General features: G+C 71.4%; 17 protein-coding genes and 1 pseudogene. 5 read left to right on the plus strand and 13 right to left on the minus strand.

Features of this window, described 5'->3' with window-relative positions; all coding sequences use genetic code 11:
- The first annotated feature begins 163 nt into the window (after positions 1–163).
- Positions 164–3,043, plus strand: a complete 2,880-nt coding sequence (locus OG948_RS10070; RefSeq protein ID WP_406295590.1) for a hypothetical protein — start codon at positions 164–166, stop codon at positions 3,041–3,043.
- A 284-nt stretch (positions 3,044–3,327) separates the two neighbouring features.
- On the opposite strand, the gene OG948_RS10075 is transcribed toward OG948_RS10070, so the two are convergent.
- Genes OG948_RS10075 through OG948_RS10110 form a run of 8 tightly spaced genes read right to left on the minus strand, consistent with a single transcriptional unit; the run spans position 3,328 to position 9,993 of the window.
- Positions 3,328–3,660: a metal-sulfur cluster assembly factor gene (locus OG948_RS10075; RefSeq protein WP_355541487.1), complete on the minus strand. Its 333-nt coding sequence runs from the start codon at positions 3,658–3,660 to the stop codon at positions 3,328–3,330.
- Positions 3,657–4,118, minus strand: coding sequence for a Fe-S cluster assembly sulfur transfer protein SufU (gene sufU / locus OG948_RS10080; protein ID WP_406295592.1), 462 nt, complete (start codon positions 4,116–4,118; stop codon positions 3,657–3,659). Before sufU ends, OG948_RS10075 begins: the two co-directional genes overlap by 4 nt.
- Before the next feature lie 36 nt (positions 4,119–4,154).
- On the minus strand, positions 4,155–5,414 hold the full coding sequence (locus OG948_RS10085) for a cysteine desulfurase (RefSeq protein ID WP_395862626.1): 1,260 nt from the start codon (positions 5,412–5,414) through the stop codon (positions 4,155–4,157).
- Positions 5,411–6,175, minus strand: coding sequence for a Fe-S cluster assembly ATPase SufC (gene sufC / locus OG948_RS10090; RefSeq protein WP_395862625.1), 765 nt, complete (start codon positions 6,173–6,175; stop codon positions 5,411–5,413). The genes OG948_RS10085 and sufC overlap by 4 nt, the downstream gene beginning before the upstream one ends.
- 7 nt (positions 6,176–6,182) lie before the next feature.
- A complete protein-coding gene (locus OG948_RS10095) occupies positions 6,183–6,500 on the minus strand; it encodes a non-heme iron oxygenase ferredoxin subunit (RefSeq protein WP_395862622.1) in 318 nt (105 codons plus the stop codon).
- On the minus strand, positions 6,497–7,729 hold the full coding sequence (sufD, locus tag OG948_RS10100) for a Fe-S cluster assembly protein SufD (RefSeq protein ID WP_406295595.1): 1,233 nt from the start codon (positions 7,727–7,729) through the stop codon (positions 6,497–6,499). Before sufD ends, OG948_RS10095 begins: the two co-directional genes overlap by 4 nt.
- Positions 7,730–7,732: 3 nt before the next feature.
- Positions 7,733–9,145, minus strand: coding sequence for a Fe-S cluster assembly protein SufB (sufB, locus tag OG948_RS10105; protein ID WP_355541505.1), 1,413 nt, complete (start codon positions 9,143–9,145; stop codon positions 7,733–7,735).
- Entirely contained in the window at positions 9,142–9,993 is an 852-nt protein-coding gene (locus OG948_RS10110) for a helix-turn-helix transcriptional regulator (protein WP_406295597.1), read from the minus strand. The genes sufB and OG948_RS10110 overlap by 4 nt, the downstream gene beginning before the upstream one ends.
- Before the next feature lie 201 nt (positions 9,994–10,194).
- On the opposite strand from OG948_RS10110, the gene OG948_RS10115 reads away from it, so the two are divergent.
- From OG948_RS10115 to OG948_RS10125, 3 genes are all read left to right on the plus strand, one after another.
- Positions 10,195–11,124 carry an ABC transporter ATP-binding protein gene (locus OG948_RS10115; protein ID WP_406295598.1) on the plus strand — a complete coding sequence of 310 codons (930 nt, stop codon included), beginning with the start codon at positions 10,195–10,197 and terminating at the stop codon, positions 11,122–11,124.
- 74 nt (positions 11,125–11,198) lie between these two features.
- Positions 11,199–11,924: an ABC transporter permease gene (locus OG948_RS10120; protein WP_406300220.1), complete on the plus strand. Its 726-nt coding sequence runs from the start codon at positions 11,199–11,201 to the stop codon at positions 11,922–11,924.
- A 92-nt stretch (positions 11,925–12,016) separates the two neighbouring features.
- The gene (locus OG948_RS10125; RefSeq protein WP_406295599.1) at positions 12,017–12,970 is read left to right on the plus strand and encodes a COX15/CtaA family protein; all 954 of its coding nucleotides are present in this window, start codon (positions 12,017–12,019) and stop codon (positions 12,968–12,970) included.
- Between the two features lie 132 nt (positions 12,971–13,102).
- On the opposite strand, the gene egtD is transcribed toward OG948_RS10125, so the two are convergent.
- The 4 genes and pseudogenes from egtD to egtA all read right to left on the minus strand — a co-directional run bounded on the left by egtD (position 13,103) and on the right by egtA (position 17,672).
- Positions 13,103–14,080, minus strand: coding sequence for an L-histidine N(alpha)-methyltransferase (gene egtD, locus OG948_RS10130; RefSeq protein ID WP_406300221.1), 978 nt, complete (start codon positions 14,078–14,080; stop codon positions 13,103–13,105).
- Positions 14,081–14,332: 252 nt separating this feature from the next.
- A pseudogene (locus tag OG948_RS10135) lies at positions 14,333–14,944 on the minus strand (hypothetical protein); the annotation flags it as partial.
- Positions 14,944–16,425 (minus strand): ergothioneine biosynthesis protein EgtB, encoded by a 1,482-nt coding sequence (egtB, locus tag OG948_RS10140; RefSeq protein ID WP_406295601.1) that lies wholly within the window; start codon positions 16,423–16,425, stop codon positions 14,944–14,946. The pseudogene OG948_RS10135 and the gene egtB, both read right to left, overlap by 1 nt.
- Entirely contained in the window at positions 16,422–17,672 is a 1,251-nt protein-coding gene (gene egtA / locus OG948_RS10145; RefSeq protein WP_406295602.1) for an ergothioneine biosynthesis glutamate--cysteine ligase EgtA, read from the minus strand. The genes egtB and egtA overlap by 4 nt, the downstream gene beginning before the upstream one ends.
- A gap of 312 nt (positions 17,673–17,984) precedes the next feature.
- Between egtA and OG948_RS10150 the strand changes: the two genes are divergently transcribed.
- Complete coding sequence (locus OG948_RS10150; RefSeq protein ID WP_406295604.1) at positions 17,985–18,548, plus strand: hypothetical protein; 564 nt, start codon at positions 17,985–17,987, stop codon at positions 18,546–18,548.
- Between the two features lie 168 nt (positions 18,549–18,716).
- Here OG948_RS10150 and sigJ read toward each other — a convergent pair whose 3' ends face one another.
- Positions 18,717–19,691 (minus strand): RNA polymerase sigma factor SigJ, encoded by a 975-nt coding sequence (gene sigJ, locus OG948_RS10155; protein WP_406295606.1) that lies wholly within the window; start codon positions 19,689–19,691, stop codon positions 18,717–18,719.
- Positions 19,692–19,726: the final 35 nt, after the last annotated feature.

Below are 19,726 nucleotides of genomic sequence, written 5' to 3' on the forward strand. Positions count from 1 at the left end.
GCCGACACGTGACCGGTATCGCAGGGCCCGAGAGGGCGCTCGGGGAACCAACCGATCCGCCGCTTCGTCCCGCAAGCAGATGGCAACGGCCCGGGACACCCGGTGCCGGCTCGCCACCCGGCCGCTAACGTCGGGGGTACCGACCGCGTCACGGAGGACCTGCATGCAGCCCCGGCTCCAGGCCACTCTGGCCGATTTCGTCCCAGCCCTGCGCTTCGTCGCGCCCGAACTCGTCGCCGACTACCTCGAACACGAGGACCTGCCCGCGGCGTGGTGGATGAGCGTGCCCGTGGTGCGGGCCGCGGACACCTTCGGTCGCGACGAGCTCCCGGGGCGGCTCGCCGATCTGGCCTACACCGAGCTTCGCCACCTGCGCCTGGGCGACCTGCTGCCGGGCGCGTGGCTGGCCCGCAACGGCTTCCGGCTGTCCCAGTGGCCGGACGGCGCCCGGACGAACGTGATGGTGCGTACGCCGGACTGGGCGGACCTGCTGACCACGACCGTGCGCGAGGTCGGCGACTGGACCCAGATCGGCACCTCGACGGTACGACCGCTGGTGGCCCGGTTGTTCGAGGAGGTGCTCGGGCTGCTGCCCGCGGACGACGAATCGGTGGACGTGGACGCGGTGTTCGGCACGCCGGAGACCGCCTCGAGCGTGCCGGCCGTCGCCTCGACCCCCGAGCCGGAGCCGCACCCGGCCGAGCCGGAGCCGCACCCCGAGCCGGAACGCGAGCCCGAGCCGAAGCCGGTCCCCACCGTGTCCGACGCGATTCCGGCAGCGCCGCCCGAAGGCGACTGGGACACCCCGGACGAGTGGGGCGACCTGGACGAGGACGAGCTGTACCCGGTCAAGCTGCCCGAGCCGTTGACCGACGAACTGGGCACGGTGGTGCGCTGGCTGGCCGCCCAGGCACCGGACGTTCCGCTGATGGCCCAGCTCGCCCAGGTCACCCTGGAGACCGCGGCCGTGGTCGGCTTGGAGGACGCCACGGACGAGGTCCGGACGGCACTGACCGCGCTGCTCACCCAAGTCCCGTCCGGCCTGCGCGCGTCGCTCGCGATGCCACCCGCACCGGTCGAGGCCGCGCCCGAGGCGGACGAGGCGGAGTCCGCGTCGACCGCCGGCACCACGGCGGGCCGGGACGCGTACGGCGAGGTCCCGCCGCCCACCCGAGCGGACGTGGCCCCGACCGCCCCGACCGGTCGCAAGCCGGCCGAACCGCGCTCCGAGCCCGCACCCGAGCCCACGGCCGAGTCGACGTCCACCGGAAAGCGGCAGCCGCGGGTCCGGACCGAGGACACCTCCGAGGACGCGCCGCCGCGCGCCGTGTCCGCCGAGCCCGCGACCGAGGGCGACTACCCGGGTCTGGACGCGTACGGCGAGACACCACCGATGACCGTCGCGGACATCCCGATCCGCACGATCAAGGACCGCGGCCGGGCCGACGCGCCCGCCGCCCGGTCGCCCAAGCAGGCCCCCGAGCAGGCCGAGGACGAGGACGAGGACCCCGGGCAGGACGCGTTCGGCGAGGTCCCACCGCCCACCGCCGGCGAGCTGCCCGTCGTCGCCGAATCGAACGTGCCGCGCACTCCCGAGGGACTGCGCATCCCGCCGCGCCCGAGCCACCCACCGCGCACCGCGCCCGCCACGAACCCGAGCGCCCGGAATCCGACCACGGCGCTGCCCGCCGCCGAGGCCGCCGCGACCGCCGCCGAGATGCCGTCCGTGCCCGCGCCGCCGGACCACTCGGTGGTACCGCGGACGAACCGCGGTACGAAGGCCGCAGCCGACCCGGAGGCCACCGTCGAGATGGTGCCGGGCACGCTGCCCGGGACCGAGGACGTCACGATGCTCGTCGACCGGCCGCTGCCCCGCGCCGGCGAACCCGGCGGCGGTGACCTCGTCGCGATCCTGACCACGTGGTTCGCCGCTGTCGAACCGCAGCGCAAGGTGCTCGCCCGGGATCGGCTGTTCACCGACGCACCGCGCGAACTGGAGTCGCTGGCAGCCGAGTTCAGCACCTCGCCGGCCGAGGTCAAGATCATGGAGCGGGACCTGCGGCGCACTCTGGACGAACGGATCGCCCGCTCCGACGGCGCGCCGGTCCGGGTCCACCTGAGCTTCGTCCGGGACCGACTCGGCGTGCTCACCACGGTGTCCGAGCTGCGCGCGCTGCACCCCAAGCACACCGAGACCGTGCCGGGTCTGGAGATCCAGGTCTGGCAGGTGCTGCGCGGCCTGCTCGGGCTGCACATGTCGGTGGACGGCTGGCTGTCGAGCGCCCCGCTCGGCGAGTTGTCCGACCGCACCCAGAGCACCCTGGACGCGGCCTGCGCCCACGGCCCGGTCCCGCTCGAGGCGCTGGAGCGGGACCTCGCCGCGATGGGCATCCGCAAGCCGCTCCAGATCGCCTGGGTCGGCCGGCTGGACGGCTTCCAGGTGGAGAACGGTCACGTGCTCTCCCGCTCGGCGGACACCCTGGAACGGCCCGCCCAGAAGCAGCAGTCGGCGCCGATCGGCGACCCGTCCTGGACGGCGGGCTGCTTCCGTGAGGACACCGGCGCGTGGGCGTTCCGGGTGGACGTGTCCACCGCGATGCTCGAAGGCGAGCCGGTGAAGCTGCCGCCGGCGTTCGCACAGTCCCTGGGGGTCACCCCCGGGGGCCAGGTCCGGCTGCACCACGGGCACGGCCCCGCCGCGCTGCGCTGGTCCGATACGCCCTACCTGGTGTCGATGCGGGCGATCCTGACCGGTCTGGCCGCGCACGAGGGCGACATGGTCTTCATCTCGTCCATCCACCAGGGCCGCCTGGAGGCACGCCTGGTTCGCGGCGACGCCACCGTACGCCTCCCCCGCTGGGCCCGCGCGCTACGCCACACCGGCGTCGACCCGGTCCCCGAGCAGGTCAACCTCCCCGAACTCCTCGGCGCCCGGATCGGCCTCGAACCCGGCATCGACCTCAAGGCAGTCCTGCACCGCCTCCAACAACGAGGCGACACCGACGTCCTCGAACTCCTCGGCGTAACCCAACCCCGCCCCTGACCCAACAAAAAAGCGCCGGGCGGGCCGACCCAAGTCGACCCACCCGGCACCCGACACCGGCCAAAACCAAAACCACCCCGGCCGGCACCTGAGCCCACTCGGCCCGGCCGGCGCTTGAGGCCACCCAGCCCGGCCGACACTTGAGGCCACCCCAACCAAACCAAACGCCAACGCCGGCCAAAAGCCAAAATCAGCCCGGCCGGCGCTTGAGGCCGCCGAGGCCGCAGGCCAGGCAACAAGCCCGGCCGGCGCTTGAGGCCAAAGGGCCCAGCCGGCCCGGGAGGCTACAGGTTGAACCCGAGCGCCCGCAGTTGCTCGCGCCCGTCATCGGTGATCTTGTCCGGCCCCCACGGCGGCATCCAGACCCAGTTGATCCGCATGTCCGCGACGATCCCCTCGGTCGCGGTCCGCGTCTGGTCCTCGATCACGTCCGTCAGCGGACACGCCGCGCTGGTGAGCGTCATGTCGATGGTGGCGATGTTCGCGTCGTCGACGTGCACCCCGTACACCAGGCCCAGGTCGACGACGTTGATCCCGAGCTCCGGGTCGACCACGTCGTACATCGCCTCGGTGACGTCCTCCGGCGTAGCCGCGGGACGCGCCTGCGTCTCGGTCATTTCTGCCCTTCCGTCGTCTGCAGCGTCTGCAGCGCCTGCGCGGTGGCGTCCTTGAAGGCCATCCACCCCAGCAGCGCACACTTCACCCGCGCCGGGTACTTGCTGACGCCGACGAACGCCACGGCGTCCTCCAGGACGTCCTCGTCCGGCTCACCCTGCCCCTTGGACTGCATGAGCGCGAGGAACTCGTCCCCGGCGTGCATCGCGTCCTCGATGGTGTGCCCGATCACCAGATCGGTCATCACGGACGCGCTGGCCTGGCTGATCGAACAGCCCTGACCCTCGTAGCTGACGTCGAGAACCTTCTCGCCGTCCAGCTTCACCCGCAGCGTGACCTCGTCCCCACAGGTCGGGTTGACGTGGTGGACCTGGGTGTCGAACGGGTCGCGCAGCCCCTTGTTATGGGGGTGCCGGTAGTGGTCCAGGATGATCTCCTGGTACATCCCGTCAAGCTTCATCTCTTCGCCTCCCGCCCCACTGAGCCGGAACCAGTGCTAACCGAAAAACTGTCGGACATGTTCCAGCCCGGCCACCAGCGCGTCGACCTCGGCCGGCGTGGAGTACAGGTAGAACGAGGCTCGCGTGGTCGCCGGCACTCCGTAGCGCAGGCACACCGGACGCGCGCAGTGGTGACCCACCCGCACCGCGATGCCCTGCTCGTCGAGTACCTGACCCACGTCGTGCGGGTGGATGTCGCCGAACGTGAAGGAGATCGCCGCACCGCGCGCGACATTGTCCGCCGGGCCGATGATCTTCAGACCCTCGACGCCGTTCAGCGCGTCGATCGCATAGCCCGTGATCGCGTGCTCGTGCGCGGCGACGCGGTCCATGCCGATCGCCGACAGGTAGTCGATCGCCGCACCGAGCCCGACCGCTTCCGCGATCGGCGGGGTGCCGGCCTCGAACTTGTGCGGCGCGGGCGCGTACGTGGACGCGCTCATCGTCACGGTCTCGATCATCTCGCCGCCGCCCAGGAACGGCGGCAGTTCCTCCAGCAGACCGAGCCGACCCCAGAGCACGCCGATGCCGGTCGGACCGCACATCTTGTGCCCGGTGAACGCGACGAAGTCGGCGCCCAGGGCCTGTACGTCCAGCACGGTGTGCGGCGCGGCCTGCGACGCGTCGACCACGACCAGCGCGCCGACGTCGTGCGCGCGGCGCACGATCGGCTCCAGGTCGTTGACCGTGCCGAGGATGTTCGAGGTGTGCACCACCGAGACGACCTTGGTCTCCTCGGTGATCACCTGCTCGATGTTCGACAGGTCCAGCCGGCCGTCGTCGGTGAGCCCGAACCACTTGAGCTGCGTGCCGGTGCGCTGCGCGAGCAACTGCCACGGCACGATGTTCGAGTGGTGCTCCATCTCGGTGATCACCACGTCGGCGCCCACGCCGACCTTGAACGGTTCGTCCGCCCAGGTCAGCATGTTCGCCACGAGGTTGATCGCCTCGGAGGAGTTCTTGGTGAAGATCACCTCGTCCCGGCTGGGCGCGTTGATGAACTCCGCGACCTTGTCCCGGGCACCCTCGTACAGCGCGGTGGCCTCTTCGGCCAGCACGTGCACGCCGCGGTGCACGTTCGCGTTGCTGTTCGCGTAGTAGTGCGTCATGGCGTCGATCACCTGGCGCGGGGTCTGCGACGTGGCCGCGTTGTCCAGGTAGACAAGCGGTCGGTCGCCGTGCAGGAGCCGTTCGAGGATCGGGAAATCCTTGCGGATCGCGTCCGTGTCGAGCAGCCCCGGCAGGTGCACTGTCATGCAGTCTCCCCCTTGCCGGTGTAGGCCTCGTAGCCTTCGTCCTCGAGCTTGTCCGCGAGTTCGGCGCCGCCGGATTCGACGATCCGGCCGCCCGCGAAGACGTGCACGTGGTCGGGCTTGATGTACTTCAGGATGCGGGTGTAGTGGGTGATCAGCAGGGTGCCGATCTCGCCGGTCGCCTGCACCCGGTTGACACCCTCGGACACCACGCGCAGCGCGTCGACGTCCAGACCGGAGTCGGTCTCGTCGAGGATCGCGATCTTCGGCCGGAGCAGTTCGAGCTGAAGGATCTCGTGGCGCTTCTTCTCACCGCCGGAGAAGCCCTCGTTGACGTTGCGCTCGGCGAAGGCGGGGTCCATCTGGAGGCGCTCCATGGCCTCCTTGACCTCCTTGATCCACAGCCGCAGCTTGGGGGCCTCGCCACGGGTGGCGGTGGCGGCGGTGCGCAGGAAGTTGGACACCGAGACGCCGGCGACCTCGACGGGGTACTGCATGGCCAGGAACAGGCCGGCGCGGGCCCGCTCGTCGACGGTCATGGACAGCACGTCCTCGCCGTCGAGCAGCACAGTGCCGCCGGTGACCTTGTACTTCGGGTGGCCCGCGACCGAGTACGCGAGGGTCGACTTGCCGGAGCCGTTCGGGCCCATGATGGCGTGGGTCTCGCCCTGCTTCACGGTCAGGTCGACGCCGCGCAGGATCTCGCGCGGACCGTTCTCGGCGTCCACACTGACGTGCAGGTCGCGGATCTCAAGCGTTGCCATAACGGACTCAGGACTCCTGGTTCACTTCGACGAAGACGGCGCCGCCGTCGATCTTCACGGGGTACACGGGGACCGGCAGGTTTGCCGGGGGGCCCGAGGGGCGGCCGGTGCGCAGATCGAAGCGCGAGCCGTGCAGCCAGCACTCGATCGCGCAGTCCTCGACCTCGCCCTCGGAGAGCGACACGTTGGCGTGCGAGCACACGTCGTTGATCGCGTACACGTCGCCCTCGGTGCGCACGAGGGTGACCGGGATGTCGTCGAGCACGACCCGCAGGGGCGTGTCCTCGTGCAGGTCGGTCTCGGCGCAGGCCTTGAGGTAGCTCATCGGGCGCCGCCTTCGAGGCGCGCCTCGATCTGCTTCATCAGGCGCTCCTGGAGGTCGGTGATGCCGACCCGGGCGATCACCTCGGCGAAGAAGCCGCGCACGACCAGGCGGCGAGCCTCGTCCGCCGGGATGCCGCGCGACTGCAGGTAGAAGAGCTGCTCGTCGTCGAAGCGCCCGGTCGCGCTGGCGTGCCCGGCGCCGGCGATCTCGCCGGTCTCGATCTCCAGGTTGGGCACCGAGTCGGCGCGGGCGCCGTCGGTGAGCACCAGGTTGCGGTTGAGCTCGTAGGTGTCGGTGCCCTCGGCCGCGGCCCGGATGAGCACGTCGCCGATCCACACCGTGTGCGCGTCCGCGCCCTGGAGCGCGCCCTTGTAGGTGACCAGGCTCCGGCACTGCGGCACGTCGTGGTCGATGAACAGGCGGTGCTCCAGGTGCTGGCCGGCGTCGGCGAAGTACACGCCGTACAGCTCGGCGTCGCCGCCCGGGGCGTCGTAGACCACGCGCGGGAACAGCCGGACCAGGTCGCCGCCGAGGGTGACCACGACGGACGTGAAGGACGCGTCCCGACCCACCCGGGTCAGGTGCGAGCCCACGTGCACGGACTCGGCGTCCCAGTCCTGGATCGAGACGACCTTGAGCCGGGCGCCGTCGCCGACGACGAACTCGACGTTCTGCGCGTAGGTCGCCGAGCCGCTGTGGTCGAGCACCACGGTCGCCTCGGCGAACCGCTGGACCTCGATGGTGACGTGCCCGAACGCGGTGCCGCCGGTGCCGCGCAGGTCGACCACGACCGGCTCGGCGAGTTGGATGTCCTTGCCGACCACGATCAGCGTGGCCTTCTCGAACGAGCTGTACGCCTGGGCCGCGACCCGGTCGACCGGGCGACCGGCCCGGCCGATCCGCGCGTCGGTGCGGTCCACCGTCTCGACGGTGACGCCCTCGGGCGCGGTCACCGAGACGGTGACCTCGCCGCGGTCGCCCGCGGCGGCGGTGCCGTCGTGCAGACCGCGCAGCCGGGCCAGCGGGGTGAACCGCCAGTCCTCCTCGCGGCCGGTGGGCACCACGAAGTCGGCCACGTCGTAGGACGCGACGGCGACCTGGCGGGCGTCCGCGGGCTGGGCGACCGAACGGCCGGTGCCGGGGCCGGCGAGCACGTTCGCGGCCCCGGCCTCGCGCACGGCGATCGATCCGGCGGTGGTGCTACCGGGAGTGTTGGTGTTCGCAGCCATGGACTAGCCCACAGCCCCTTCCATCTGAAGCTCGATCAGGCGGTTCAATTCGAGGGCGTACTCCATCGGGAGTTCGCGCGCGATGGGCTCGACGAACCCGCGCACGATCATCGCCATGGCCTCGTCCTCGGTCATGCCGCGGCTCATGAGGTAGAAGAGCTGGTCGTCGGAGATCTTGGAGACGGTCGCCTCGTGACCCATCGACACGTCGTCCTCGCGGACGTCGACGTACGGGTAGGTGTCCGAGCGGCTGATCGTGTCGACCAGCAGCGCGTCGCACTTGACCGACGACGTCGAGCCGTGCGCGCCCTCCTCGATCTGCACCAGTCCGCGGTAGGACGTGCGGCCACCGCCGCGCGCGACCGACTTGGACACGATGTTGGACGACGTGTTCGGGGCGCAGTGCACCATCTTCGAACCGGCGTCCTGGTGCTGGCCCTCGCCCGCGAAGGCGATCGACAACGTCTCGCCCTTGGCGTGCTCGCCGAGCAGCCACACGGCCGGGTACTTCATGGTGACCTTGGAACCGATGTTGCCGTCGATCCACTCCATCGTGGCGCCCTCGTGGGCCACCGCGCGCTTGGTCACCAGGTTGTACACGTTGTTCGACCAGTTCTGGATGGTCGTGTAGCGCACCCGGGCGTTCTTCTTGACCACGATCTCGACCACGGCCGAGTGCAGCGAGTCCGACTTGTAGATCGGCGCCGTGCAGCCCTCGACGTAGTGCACGTGGGAGCCCTCGTCGGCGATGATCAGCGTGCGCTCGAACTGGCCCATGTTCTCGGTGTTGATCCGGAAGTAGGCCTGGAGCGGGATCTCCACGTGCACGCCCGGCGGGACGTAGATGAACGAGCCACCGGACCAGACCGCGGTGTTCAGCGCGGAGAACTTGTTGTCGCCGGTCGGGATGACCGAGCCGAAGTACTCCTTGAACAGCTCCGGGTGCTCGCGCAGCCCGGTGTCGGTGTCCAGGAAGATGACGCCCTGCTCCTCCAGATCCTCACGGATCTGGTGGTAGACGACCTCCGACTCGTACTGCGCGGCGACACCGGCGACCAGGCGCTGCTTCTCCGCCTCCGGGATGCCCAGCCGGTCGTAGGTGTTCTTGATGTCCTCGGGCAGGTCCTCCCACGAGGCGGCCTGCTTCTCGGTCGAGCGCACGAAGTACTTGATGTTGTCGAAGTCGATCCCGGAGAGGTCGGAGCCCCAGGTCGGCATCGGCTTCTTGCCGAAGAGCCGAAGGCCCTTCATGCGCTGCTTCAACATCCACTCGGGCTCGGACTTCTTCGCCGAGATGTCCGCGACGACCTCTTCGGAGATGCCCCGGCGCGCGGAGGCGCCGGCGGTGTCCGAGTCGGCCCAGCCGTACTCGTAGGTGCCCAGACCCTCAAGCTCGGGGCGAGCGTCGGTGGTCATGAAGTAGTCCTCCCGGAAGCCGGGGTGGCGTCGGTCGATTCCCGCGAACGGGAAGGGCCCCGGCGCGGCGGATTGTGTTCGGTGTTCAGGCCGGAGGAAACGGCCTTCGGGCCGGACGAGCCGACCCTGCGGCCGGTGGACCCGGCCGATTCAGCCTGCACAGCAGGAACGTGCGTGGTGCAGACGCCGTCGCCGTGGGCGATCGTCGCCAACCTTTGCACGTGCGTACCGAGAAGGCGCGCGAACACCTCGGCCTCGGCCTCGCAGAGCTGCGGGAACCGCTCGGCGACGTGAGCCACCGGACAGTGGTGCTGGCAAAGCTGCTCTCCGCCGGGTGCGGGCCGCGCACTCGCGGCATACCCGTCGGCGGACAGCGCCTCGGCCAGCGCTCGGGCCCGCTCCCCGGGGGGCGCGGACTCGACCGAGGGACGATACCTCTCCTCGCGCGCGGCAAGCCGCTCGCGGGCGAATTTCGTCACGGCCTCGTCGCCGAGATGCTCGGCGACGAAGCTCAGCGCCTCGGCCGCCAGCTCGTCGTACTCCTGGTGGAACCCGGAGCGGCCGACGTCGGTGAGCGCGAACACCTTGGCCGGACGACCCCGGCCCCGGCGTCCGTAGACGCGCTGCTCGGTGGCCTCGACGACCCCCTCGGCGACCAGTGCGTCCAAGTGGCGACGCACGCCCGCCGGGGTCAGCTCCAATCGCTCGGCCAGGTCCGCCGCGGTGGACGGGCCGTGGTCGACGATCGAACGGGTGACCCGGTGCCGGGTGCCCTCGTGACCGTCATGCTCGGGCGTGCCGGCAGCCGCTGCGGTGGCCCGCCGCGGTGCCTCTTCGCTCGTCCGCATGTTTTCCACAACACCATTGTTGCGTTAATCGCGCCCCAGACCAAACGGCGGTCGCGTGCGGTCCGTCACTTAGGTGTGCCTAACAACACATGCCCGTCGAGACCCGTTCCGACCTGCGGATTCTCCTGACGCACCGTCAGATGGACCGATCCGGACAACCCCCGCACCGGGGGCGCCGAGACCTTTCTAGACTGACTCGTCATGGACTCCTCGCCGCCGGCAGTCGCGATCACGGGCCTGGTCAAGCGCTACGGCGACAAGACCGCCGTGGACGGGCTCTCGCTCACCGTCGAACGCGGTCTGGTGACCGCGGTGCTCGGTCCCAACGGCGCCGGGAAGACCAGCACGATCGAGATCTGCGAGGGCTACCGGCGCGCCGACGCGGGCGAGGTACGGGTGCTCGGCCTGGACCCGCAGCGCGACGCCGCCGCGCTGCGGCCCCGGATCGGGGTGATGCTGCAGGCGGGCGGCGTGTACTCGGGGGCACGCGCCGAGGAGATGTTGCGACACGTGGCGATGCTGCACGCCAACCCGCTGGACGTGTCGATGCTGATCGAGCGGCTCGGCCTGGGCTCGTGCGGGCGCACCACCTACCGGCGGTTGTCCGGCGGCCAACAGCAGCGGCTCGCGCTCGCGCTCGCCGTGGTCGGCCGCCCCGAGCTGGTCTTCCTGGACGAGCCGACCGCCGGACTCGACCCGCACGCCCGGCACGCCGGCTGGGACCTGGTGCGCGAGCTGCGCGCCGACGGGGTGAGCGTGGTGCTGACCACCCACCTGATGGACGAGGCGGAGAAACTCGCCGACGAGGTGGCGATCGTGGACCGCGGCCGGGTGATCGCCTCCGGCTCGCCCGAGGCGCTGTGCCACGACGGCGCGGAGAACTCGCTGCGCTTCGCCGGACCGCCCGGCCTGGACCTGGGATCGCTGCTGAACGCGCTGCCGGTGGGCGCCAAGGCGCTGGAGGTCTCGCGCGGCGCGTACCGGATCGAGGGCGAGATCGACCCGCAGCTGCTGGCCACGGTCACCTCGTGGTGCGCGCAGCACGGGGTGATGCCGGAACGGCTGACCGTGGAACGACGCAGCCTGGAGGACGTGTTCATGGAACTGACCGGACGGGAGCTGCGCAGTTGAGCACGCCGACGCGGGATTCGGTGTCGGAGGAACGACACCGCGGTACGTTCGCGCCCGCCCCCGGGGCGGCGCCGATGTCCCGGATGATCGGGGCGCAGACCGCGTTGGAGACGCGGATGTTGTTGCGCAACGGCGAGCAACTGTTGCTGACGGTGATCATCCCGACGCTGCTCCTGGTGGTCTTCGGGTCGGCGGACATCGTCGACACCGGGGACCGCGAACGGGTGGACTTCCTGGCGCCGGGGGTGCTGGCGCTGGCGGTGTTGTCGACCGCGTTCACCGGTCAGGCCATCGCGACCGGGTTCGAACGGCGCTACGGAGTGCTCAAGCTGCTCGGTTCGACACCGCTGCCCCGGTGGGGGCTGATGGTCGCGAAGACGGCGTGCGTGATCCTGGTGGAGATCCTCCAGGTGGCGCTGCTCGTGGTGATCGCCCTGGCGATGGGCTGGTCGCCGCACGGCAATCCGGTCTGGGTGATCCTGCTGCTCGTGCTCGGTACGGCGGCCTTCTCCGGACTCGGCCTGCTGATGGCCGGGACGCTGCGCGCCGAAGCCACCCTGGCCGCCGCGAACCTGGTGTTCATCCTGCTGCTGCTGGGCGGCGGGGTGATCGTGCCGCTGGACAAGTTCCCCTCCGGCGTCGAGCACACGCTCGCGCTGTTGCCGATCTCGGCGCTGTCCGACGGACTGCGGGACGTGCTCCGGGACGGATCGGGACTGCCGCTGGGCGACCTCGCGATCCTGGCGGTCTGGGCGGTTTTGGGCCTGGGCGCGGCGGCGCGCTTCTTCCGCTGGGAGTGAGGTCCGCGAGCGGATCGGGAACGCGTCCGGCCCGGCGTCGGCCGACACCCCTGGTGCGCTTGTGAATTCATTCACGACGTAGCATGTCGCGCATGAGTCTGCAGGCCGTCTCCCCCGTCGTCGCCCGCCGCGTGTTCCTCGCGAACCTGGTGGCGCAGATCGGCATCGTCGTCACGGGCGGTCTCGTCCGACTCACCGACTCGGGCCTGGGGTGCGACACCTGGCCCCGGTGCGACAGCGACACCAGCAACTGGACGCCGCACGAGGCGGTCAGCCACCACGCGTACATCGAGTTCGGCAACCGCATGCTGACCTACGTGGTCGGCGCGATCGCGGTGGCCTGCGTGGTGGCCGCCTACCGGGTGACCGTGCGCCGCAAGGACATCACCACGCTGGCCTGGATCCAGATCGGCACGGTCGTCGGCCAGGCCGTGCTGGGCGGCATCACCGTGCTCACCGACCTGCACCCGATGGCGGTGGCGAGCCACCTGCTCCTGTCGATGTTGCTGATCGCGTCGGCGGTGATGCTGTACGAGCGCGCCGGCGAGGGCGACGCGCCGGCCCGGCTGCTGGTCCGCCCGGAGATCCGCTGGTTCGGCTACGGCACCCTCGCGGTGGCCGGCGCGCTGATCGTGATCGGCACCGTGGTCACCGGCTCCGGACCGCACGCGGGCGACCTCAAGGCCAAGCGCTTCGACGTGGACATCGACCAGATGGCCTGGCTGCACGCGGATCTGGCCTTCCTGCTCCTGGGCGCGGCCGTCGCGCTGGCGCTGGCGCTGCGCGTCACCGACGCCCCGCTCGCCGCCCAGCACCGCGTGTGGTGGCTGCTCGCGGTGCTGATCCCGCAGGGCCTGATCGGCTACGTCCAGTACTTCAACGGCCTTCCCGAGTGGATGGTCCTCACCCACATGTTCGGCGCCGCCCTGACCGTGGTCACCGCCACCCGGGTCCTGTTCGCCCTGCGCATGCGCGGCGACATCCCGCCCCAGGAGGCCGAGGACCTCGACGCCGAGCTGCGCGAGCCGGTCGCCACCAGTTACTGACCGCCCGAAGCCGGGCCCGAAACGGGTCGAACCCTCGCGGGCTCGACCCGTTTCGGCGTTCCGGGTACCCCTCGGCGTTCCGGGTACCCCTCGGCGTTCCGGGTACCGCTCGGCGTTCCGGTACCGCCTCGATCAGCGGCTGGGGACCGCCAACAGGAGGGCGAAGCGCTCCTGCGGGTCGGTCCACCACTGGCGGACCGTGAAGCCCGCCTCGGCCAGCTCGGCGAGCAGGGCCTCGCGGCGGAACTTGGTGGAGATCTCGGTGCGCAGCAACTCCCCCTCGGTGAAGTCCACCGACAGGTCCACCGCCGGGATCTTGACGGTCTGCCCGACGCGGGAGCGCAGGTGCATCTCGATACGTTCCTCCCCGGCGTTCCACACGGCCACGTGGTCGTAGGCGTCCGGGTCGAAGTCGGCGTCGAGTTCGCGGTTGAGCACGTGGAGCACGTTCTTGTTGAAGGCGGCGGTGACGCCCTGGCTGTCGTCGTAGGCCGCGACCAGGACACCCGGGTCCTTTACCAGGTCCACGCCGAGCAACAGGGTGTCGTCCGCGCTCAGCGCGCGGCGCAGGATGCGGTAGAAGTCGGTGCGCTGGGCCGGGTCGAGGTTGCCCAGCGTGCTGCCCAGGAAGCTGAGCAGCCGTGGGCCGGGTTCGTCGGCCAAGGCCAGGTCGTGTTCGAAGTCGGTGACGGTGGCCGCGACCCGCAGGCCGGGATAGTCGCGGCAGAGCGCCTCGCCGGCCTGGGTCAGTGCCGAGTCGCTCACGTCCAGTGGCACATAGCGGTCCAGCGTGCCGGCCGCGGTGAGCGCGTCCAGGAGCAGCCGGGTCTTGCGCGAGGAACCGGAGCCGAGCTCGATCAGCGTGTGCGCCCGGGTGGCGGCGGCGATCTCGGCCGCGCGCCGGGTGAGGATCTCCTGCTCGGCGCGGGTGGGGTAGTACTCGGGCAGGTGGGTGATCTGTTCGAACAGTTCGCTGCCGCGCGCGTCGTAGAACCACTTGGGCGGCAGCGACTTGGTCGGTGCCGTGAGGCCCCGGAGCACGTCGGCACGCAGCGTGGTGTCGAAGTAGTCGGCCGGCAGCCGGTGGTCGAGGGTGAAGCGGCTGTTCATGGGACGCCGTTCCTGTGGGGCGGATGACGGACGTGCGGCGACGGCCCCTACCGGGCGGATCGCGGCGATGCGGACCCCGCTGCGGGTGGCCAGCAGGAGGGAGTGTTCGGGTACCTCGAGCCACTCGCCCCAACCGCCGCCCGTGTTCGCGTCGGGCTCGGAGGCGACCAGGACCCGGCCGGGGGCGGTGCGGTACCACAGCGTGTCGCCGTACCGGGTGGCGAAGACGGTCCGGCCGTCGGTGAGCAGCAGGTTGAGCCGGGCGTTCGGACGCACCTCGGCGATCCGCCGGACCAGGTCGGCCAGCGCGCCGCCGACCGGCTCCCGCTGCCGGAGTCGGCGCGCGAGCATGGCCCAGAGCAGCGCCGAGTCGCAGCGCGACTCCAGGGCGAGCAGGTCGGCCGGATCGAGCGCGGGCCCGATCGGCAGCCGGGTCCAGTCCGGGATCGCGCCGTTGTGGCTGAACAACCAGCGGCCGTCCCGAAACGGCGCGGCAGCGGCCTCGTCCTGGCTGGTGCCCGCGGTGGCGCTGCGGACGGCGGCCAGGAAGGCGCCGCTGCGGACGGTGCGCGCCAGGTCGGGCAGGTTGGGATCGGCCCAGATCGGCAACGCCCGCCGGTAGCGGGCGGGTTCGACGTCGTCGGCCCCGGCACCGGCCTCGGCTTCCGCTTCGGTTTCGGTTTCGTCCCGGGACGCCGAGGCCGGCCCGCCCGGATACCAGCCGAAGCCGAAGCCGTCCACGTTCACCGTCCCGTACCGCTGCCGACGCGGCGCCCAGGACTGTTCGTACAGGCCCTGTGCCGGGTCCACCAGGACCTCGGCGAGGGCGATCTCCGGTCCCAGATAGGCCAGATGACGGCACATCAGCGCGCCTCCCGGGGCGCCGCGTCGCGGGCGGTCCGGAAGCCGGCGAAGATCTGCCGGCGGATCGGCAGGTCCCAGTTGCGGAACGTGCCCCGGGCGACCACCTCGTCCACCCCGAACGCGCCGCCGCGCAGCACCTTGTGCCCGGGGCCGAAGAACACCTCGGAGTACTCCCGGTAGGGGAACGCGGCGAACCCCGGATAGGGGGTGAAGTCGGAGGAGGTCCACTCCCAGACGTCGCCGATCAACTGCCGGGCCCCGCACGCGGCGGCGCCCGCCGGGTAGGCGCCGGCCGGCGCCGGTCGCAGGTGCCGTTGGCCCAGGTTGGCGTGCTCGGGCGTGGGGTCGGCGTCGCCCCACGGATACCGCCGCGAGCGGCCCTCGACCGGATCGTGCCGGGCGGCCTTCTCCCACTCCGCCTCGGTCGGCAGCCGCCGCCCGGCCCAGCGCGCGTACGCGTCGGCCTCGTACCAGCACACGTGCAGGACCGGCTCGTCGAGCGGCACCGGCTCGGTCCGGCCGAACCGCCGGATCAGCCACGTGTCACCGTCGCGCCGCCAGAACAACGGGGCGGTGAGCTCGGCCTCCTGTCGGTGCCGCCGACCCTCCGGGCTCCACCAGCGGTCGTCCGCGTACCCGCCGTCGGCGATGAACTCCAGGTAGGCCGCGTTGGTCACCGGCACGGTGTCCAGCCAGAACGCCGGTACGTCCACCGTGTGCGCGGGTCGTTCGTTGTCCAGTGCCCACGGATCGGCCGTGGTGCCCATCTCGAACGGCCCGGCGGGGACCAGGACCTCACCGTCGAGCGCGTCCGCATCGGCCGCGCCCGGCGGTTCCGGGGCGTGCAACACCGCTGCCCCGGACCGAAGTTGATGGGTCGCCAGCATGGTCTCGTCGTGCTGCTGCTCGTGTTGGGCGAGCATGCCGAACACGAATCCGTCGGCCAGGAGCGGATCGCCGCCCGTGCCGAGATCGGCGGATTCCAGGACGTCGAAGGTGTGTTCCCGCACCCGCCCGACGTACTCCCGGGCCTGCTCGGGCCCGAGCAGGGGCAGCGCGGGCCGGTCGGCGCGCGGATGCCGGAACGCGTCGTACAGCGGATCCAGGTCCGGGCGCAGCGCCGGCCTCCCGCCGGCGCGGCGGACCAGCCACAGCTCCTCCTGGTTGCCGATGTGGGCCAGGTCCCAGACCAGCGGCGACATCAGCGCGGAGTGCTGGGCGGTCAGTTCCTCGTCGGTCAGGCAGTCGGTCAGGGTCAGGGTCCGACGTCGGGCCCGGGTCAGCGCGGCCCGGGCTATCGCACGGCGATCGGTGGTCGAGGGTTCCGGATGAGATGCGCCGGATCCCGCGGACCCCGTGGACCGTGTGGCCCCTGTGGATGGTGTGGATGGTGTGGGCTGCGACGTCTTCGACGCCGCCGGGCCGGACCGCTTCGACGGCTTCGGCGCCTTCGGCGACTGCGATGGCTTCAACGACTTCATCGACGGGTCCTTTCCAGCAGGTCGTCCGCGGGACATCGGCCCCGTTCGGCGTAGCGCCGGGTGAATTCGGCGACGGCCGCGCGCAGCGGGCCGGGGGCGCCGCCGTCGGCCAGGGCGTTCTCGGTGGCGGCGAAGCACGCGCGGACCACCTTGCCCAGCACCGGGTCGGCGGGGCCGAGCCGGGCGGCCCGGGTCCACATCGACTCGTCGGGTACCGCCGCGCCGTCGGGGCACAGCGGCTCGGTCGCCGCCCAGGCCGCCTCGGCCGCGACCGGGTCGTCCAAAAGGGTGGCGGCCATCGCGGCGGGGACGACCCAGTCGTCGCCGCACTGGGCGTCGATCATCCGCAGCTCCAGCCAGCCGCGCGGGCGGACCGGCGGGAAGAGCGTGGTCAGGTGGTAGTCCAGGTCCTCCAGGGTGGGTGGGCGCACACCGGGTGCGCCGCGCAGCCAGGAGCGGAAGGTCAGTCCCTCGGGTGCGGTCCAGCCGTCCTCCTCACTGCCGCGCACACACAGCAGCGGGGCGTCCAGCGCGTAGCACGCCCAGGCGGCGCGCGGGTCCGGGTCGGCTCCCGGCTGCGGCTCCGGCGGCCGGGTGCGGCCGGGGTCCATCCGGGTCCAAACGAGTTGTCGGGTGGACCGCCAGCCGGTCGGTCTGCCCTGCCACAGCGGCGAGTTGGCGAACGCGGCGACCAGTACCGGGCCGAGTCGGTGGGTCAGTTCCCAGCGCGACCGATAGCCCTGACGGCCCTCGCCCTCGTCTCCCGCGTCCAGGTTGACCTGCACGGACGCGGTACCTCGCATCATCATCCGGCCCCACGAGCCGGCGCGGTCGAAGTACGCCTCCATCGCCCGATAGCGGGGATGGTCGACGATCCGCGATGGGTTTCGATACGGCTCCAGGCCGTGGCCGGCGAGCACCAGTCCGCTCGCGGCCAGCGCCTGCTCCAGGGCGACCATGTCGGCCCGGAGGTCCTCGGCGCATCCGGCGAGCGTGGCGGCGGGCGGTGAGCTGAGCTCGACCTGCCCACCCGGCTCGCGGGTCAACCTACTGCCGAACGGCAGCCCATCCGCCTTCAGCGGGGCCAGGGCCTCGTCCAGCCGCTCCGGCGCCACCTCCCGGCGGGCGTCGGCGCCGTCGTGCACGATCCATTCCAGCTCGATCCCCACCCGTGCGGGTGGGCCGGTCTTGAAGCACACCCCGTGTACGTGGGCCTGTGCGTCGTCCTCCCTCAGAGCGGCAGCCATCGCCCTCACTCCTTCGGTCCATCGTGTGGGCCCGTGGCCGGTCCCACTCATGGCCCCATTTTGGTCCCTCACGTCACTTTCCCGCTCTGCTGTACCCGGCGAACGGGACCGGAACACCCGTACCCCGATGAACCCGGAACCACGCCCCGGTTACGCCGGGGCGACCCCTCCGCCGGTCGATCCGGTTGCCCATCGGGGCCCGGATGGTGGTTCGTTCGGCCGTGCGACCGGGTTCGGCCGGACAGGTGGAAGGACCACAGGCGGTCGATCTCGATGCTGGACAACGCCGCACCGGTGCCCTGTCATGGTGCGATGACCGCCGCGCAGCCGACGCCGACGTCGCCCATCGACCTGGACGGCTACACCGGCGCGCACGCCCATGACTTCCCGCTGCACCGAGAGCGCGGCTTCGCCTTCTTCGCCCCGCCGCCCGAGGGCACGACAGCGGACCCGGGTCGGCAACTCGAGTCGGCCCGGCGAGACAAACTCCTCTTCGACCTCGCCTCCTGGCACCACGACATCGCGCCGACCCACGCCCGGGCCCGCGCGGCGGCGGAGCACGCACACGAGGTACTGCGAACCGGCAGGCGTCGCGAGGAGGCGCCGCAAGCGGTCAGGACATATGCCTGCGCCCGCTCCGATCTACTCACCCTCCTCGACCGCCGACCCATGCCCCGCGGCGCCGAACCCCTCTACGAGCACTACGTCCCCGCCCCCACCCGCATCGACCCGACCACCCTCCCGCCGGAAGCCGACCTCCGCCGCCGCGCCGGTCTGCTCCGGCCGGACCGTGACGCACAGCACCGCGTGGGCGAGCCCTTCGCCCGGCCGCCCGATGGCGGCGAGATCGGCACTCGAAGCGAGAACCCGGCCTGATTCGAGTGCGGGTCGGCGCACGGCGTGCCGGCCGGAGCGGGATGTGTCACCGAGGCACCCGACGAGGCCGATCCCGGCGTCGTCGAGTCTCGATGACGTGTCGATCGGAGCAGGGGTTCCGGTGCGGGAAGGCTGGTCGAGGGCCCTTCGGTTCCCCGTACCGCCGGGTCACGGTTCGATCCTCGCGGTGTTCGGGATCGCTCCTCGGCCGATCCGCCAGGGACGGAGCTTCTCGGGGTTTCGCACCGCCCAGATACGCCTGATCCGGTCGTTCGCGATCTCGAACGCGAACACGGTCGCGATGTCGCCGTCCTGCCGCGCCACCAAACCCGGCAGGCCGTTGACCGTGCACTCCAGGAACGTCGTGCGGTCGCCCGACACGCGGGCGATCTCGGCGTAGGCACGTGCGATCCGCTCGCCGCCCACGATCGGGCGCAGGTGGGTGACGGCCAGCCCGCCGCCGTCGGCGGTCGCGGTGGCGTCGGGGTCGATCAGGCTGATCAGGGCGTCGATGTCCTTGGCCTCCCACGCCGTTTTGAACCGCCTGACGATGCCGGCCTGCCCGGCACCGGGACCCGCCGGGGTCTGCGCGGTACGGATGCGACGGCGCGCGGACGAGGCCAATTGGCGGCACGCCGCCGGAGTGCGGCCGACGATCTCGGCGACCTCGCCGAAGGGGTAGCGGAAGACGTCGTGCAGGACGAACGCGACGCGCTCGGCCGGAGTCATCGCTTCGAGGACGACCAGGAAGGCCATCGTCACCGACTCGTCGAGGGTGACCCGATCGGCCGGGTCGATCCCGTCGACGCCGGAGTGCCCGGTGATCCACTCCGTGGGCTCCGGCAGCGGCTCCGGGATCCAGTCGCCCACGTACGTCTCCCGCCTCGCCCGCGCCGAGCCGAGCAGGTTCAGGCAGATGCGGCCGGCGACCGTCATCAGCCAGGCGCCGGGCGACTCGATCGCCTGCTGCTCCCGTGCGGACATCGCGTACCAGCGGGCGTAGGTCTCCTGCACGACGTCCTCGGCGTCGACGAGGGAACCGAGAAGGCGATAGGCGAGGTTGATCAGCCGGCGCCGCTCGCTGATGATCGCGCTGAGGCCCGGCTCGCTCCGATCGTCACCGGGCTCGGCTCTGGTGGTCATGGTCCGGCCGTCTCCCTCGCTCGCTTCCGTGGCTC

The sequence above is a fragment of the Embleya sp. NBC_00888 genome, assembly GCF_045207655.1.
Taxonomy (GTDB): domain Bacteria; phylum Actinomycetota; class Actinomycetes; order Streptomycetales; family Streptomycetaceae; genus Embleya.

Coding starts and splice junctions, on each gene's coding strand:
- OG948_RS10150 (WP_406295604.1), top strand. CDS start 17,985: ATGACCGCCGCGCAGCCGACGCCGACGTCGCCCATCGACCTGGACGGC.
- sufC (WP_395862625.1), bottom strand. CDS start 6,175: ATGGCAACGCTTGAGATCCGCGACCTGCACGTCAGTGTGGACGCCGAG.
- sigJ (WP_406295606.1), bottom strand. CDS start 19,691: ATGACCACCAGAGCCGAGCCCGGTGACGATCGGAGCGAGCCGGGCCTC.
- OG948_RS10070 (WP_406295590.1), top strand. CDS start 164: ATGCAGCCCCGGCTCCAGGCCACTCTGGCCGATTTCGTCCCAGCCCTG.
- egtA (WP_406295602.1), bottom strand. CDS start 17,672: ATGGCTGCCGCTCTGAGGGAGGACGACGCACAGGCCCACGTACACGGG.
- OG948_RS10110 (WP_406295597.1), bottom strand. CDS start 9,993: ATGCGGACGAGCGAAGAGGCACCGCGGCGGGCCACCGCAGCGGCTGCC.
- sufD (WP_406295595.1), bottom strand. CDS start 7,729: ATGGCTGCGAACACCAACACTCCCGGTAGCACCACCGCCGGATCGATC.
- egtB (WP_406295601.1), bottom strand. CDS start 16,425: ATGAAGTCGTTGAAGCCATCGCAGTCGCCGAAGGCGCCGAAGCCGTCG.
- OG948_RS10115 (WP_406295598.1), top strand. CDS start 10,195: ATGGACTCCTCGCCGCCGGCAGTCGCGATCACGGGCCTGGTCAAGCGC.
- sufB (WP_355541505.1), bottom strand. CDS start 9,145: ATGACCACCGACGCTCGCCCCGAGCTTGAGGGTCTGGGCACCTACGAG.
- OG948_RS10075 (WP_355541487.1), bottom strand. CDS start 3,660: ATGACCGAGACGCAGGCGCGTCCCGCGGCTACGCCGGAGGACGTCACC.
- sufU (WP_406295592.1), bottom strand. CDS start 4,118: ATGAAGCTTGACGGGATGTACCAGGAGATCATCCTGGACCACTACCGG.
- OG948_RS10120 (WP_406300220.1), top strand. CDS start 11,199: ATGTCCCGGATGATCGGGGCGCAGACCGCGTTGGAGACGCGGATGTTG.
- OG948_RS10095 (WP_395862622.1), bottom strand. CDS start 6,500: ATGAGCTACCTCAAGGCCTGCGCCGAGACCGACCTGCACGAGGACACG.
- OG948_RS10085 (WP_395862626.1), bottom strand. CDS start 5,414: ATGACAGTGCACCTGCCGGGGCTGCTCGACACGGACGCGATCCGCAAG.
- OG948_RS10125 (WP_406295599.1), top strand. CDS start 12,017: ATGAGTCTGCAGGCCGTCTCCCCCGTCGTCGCCCGCCGCGTGTTCCTC.
- egtD (WP_406300221.1), bottom strand. CDS start 14,080: ATGAACAGCCGCTTCACCCTCGACCACCGGCTGCCGGCCGACTACTTC.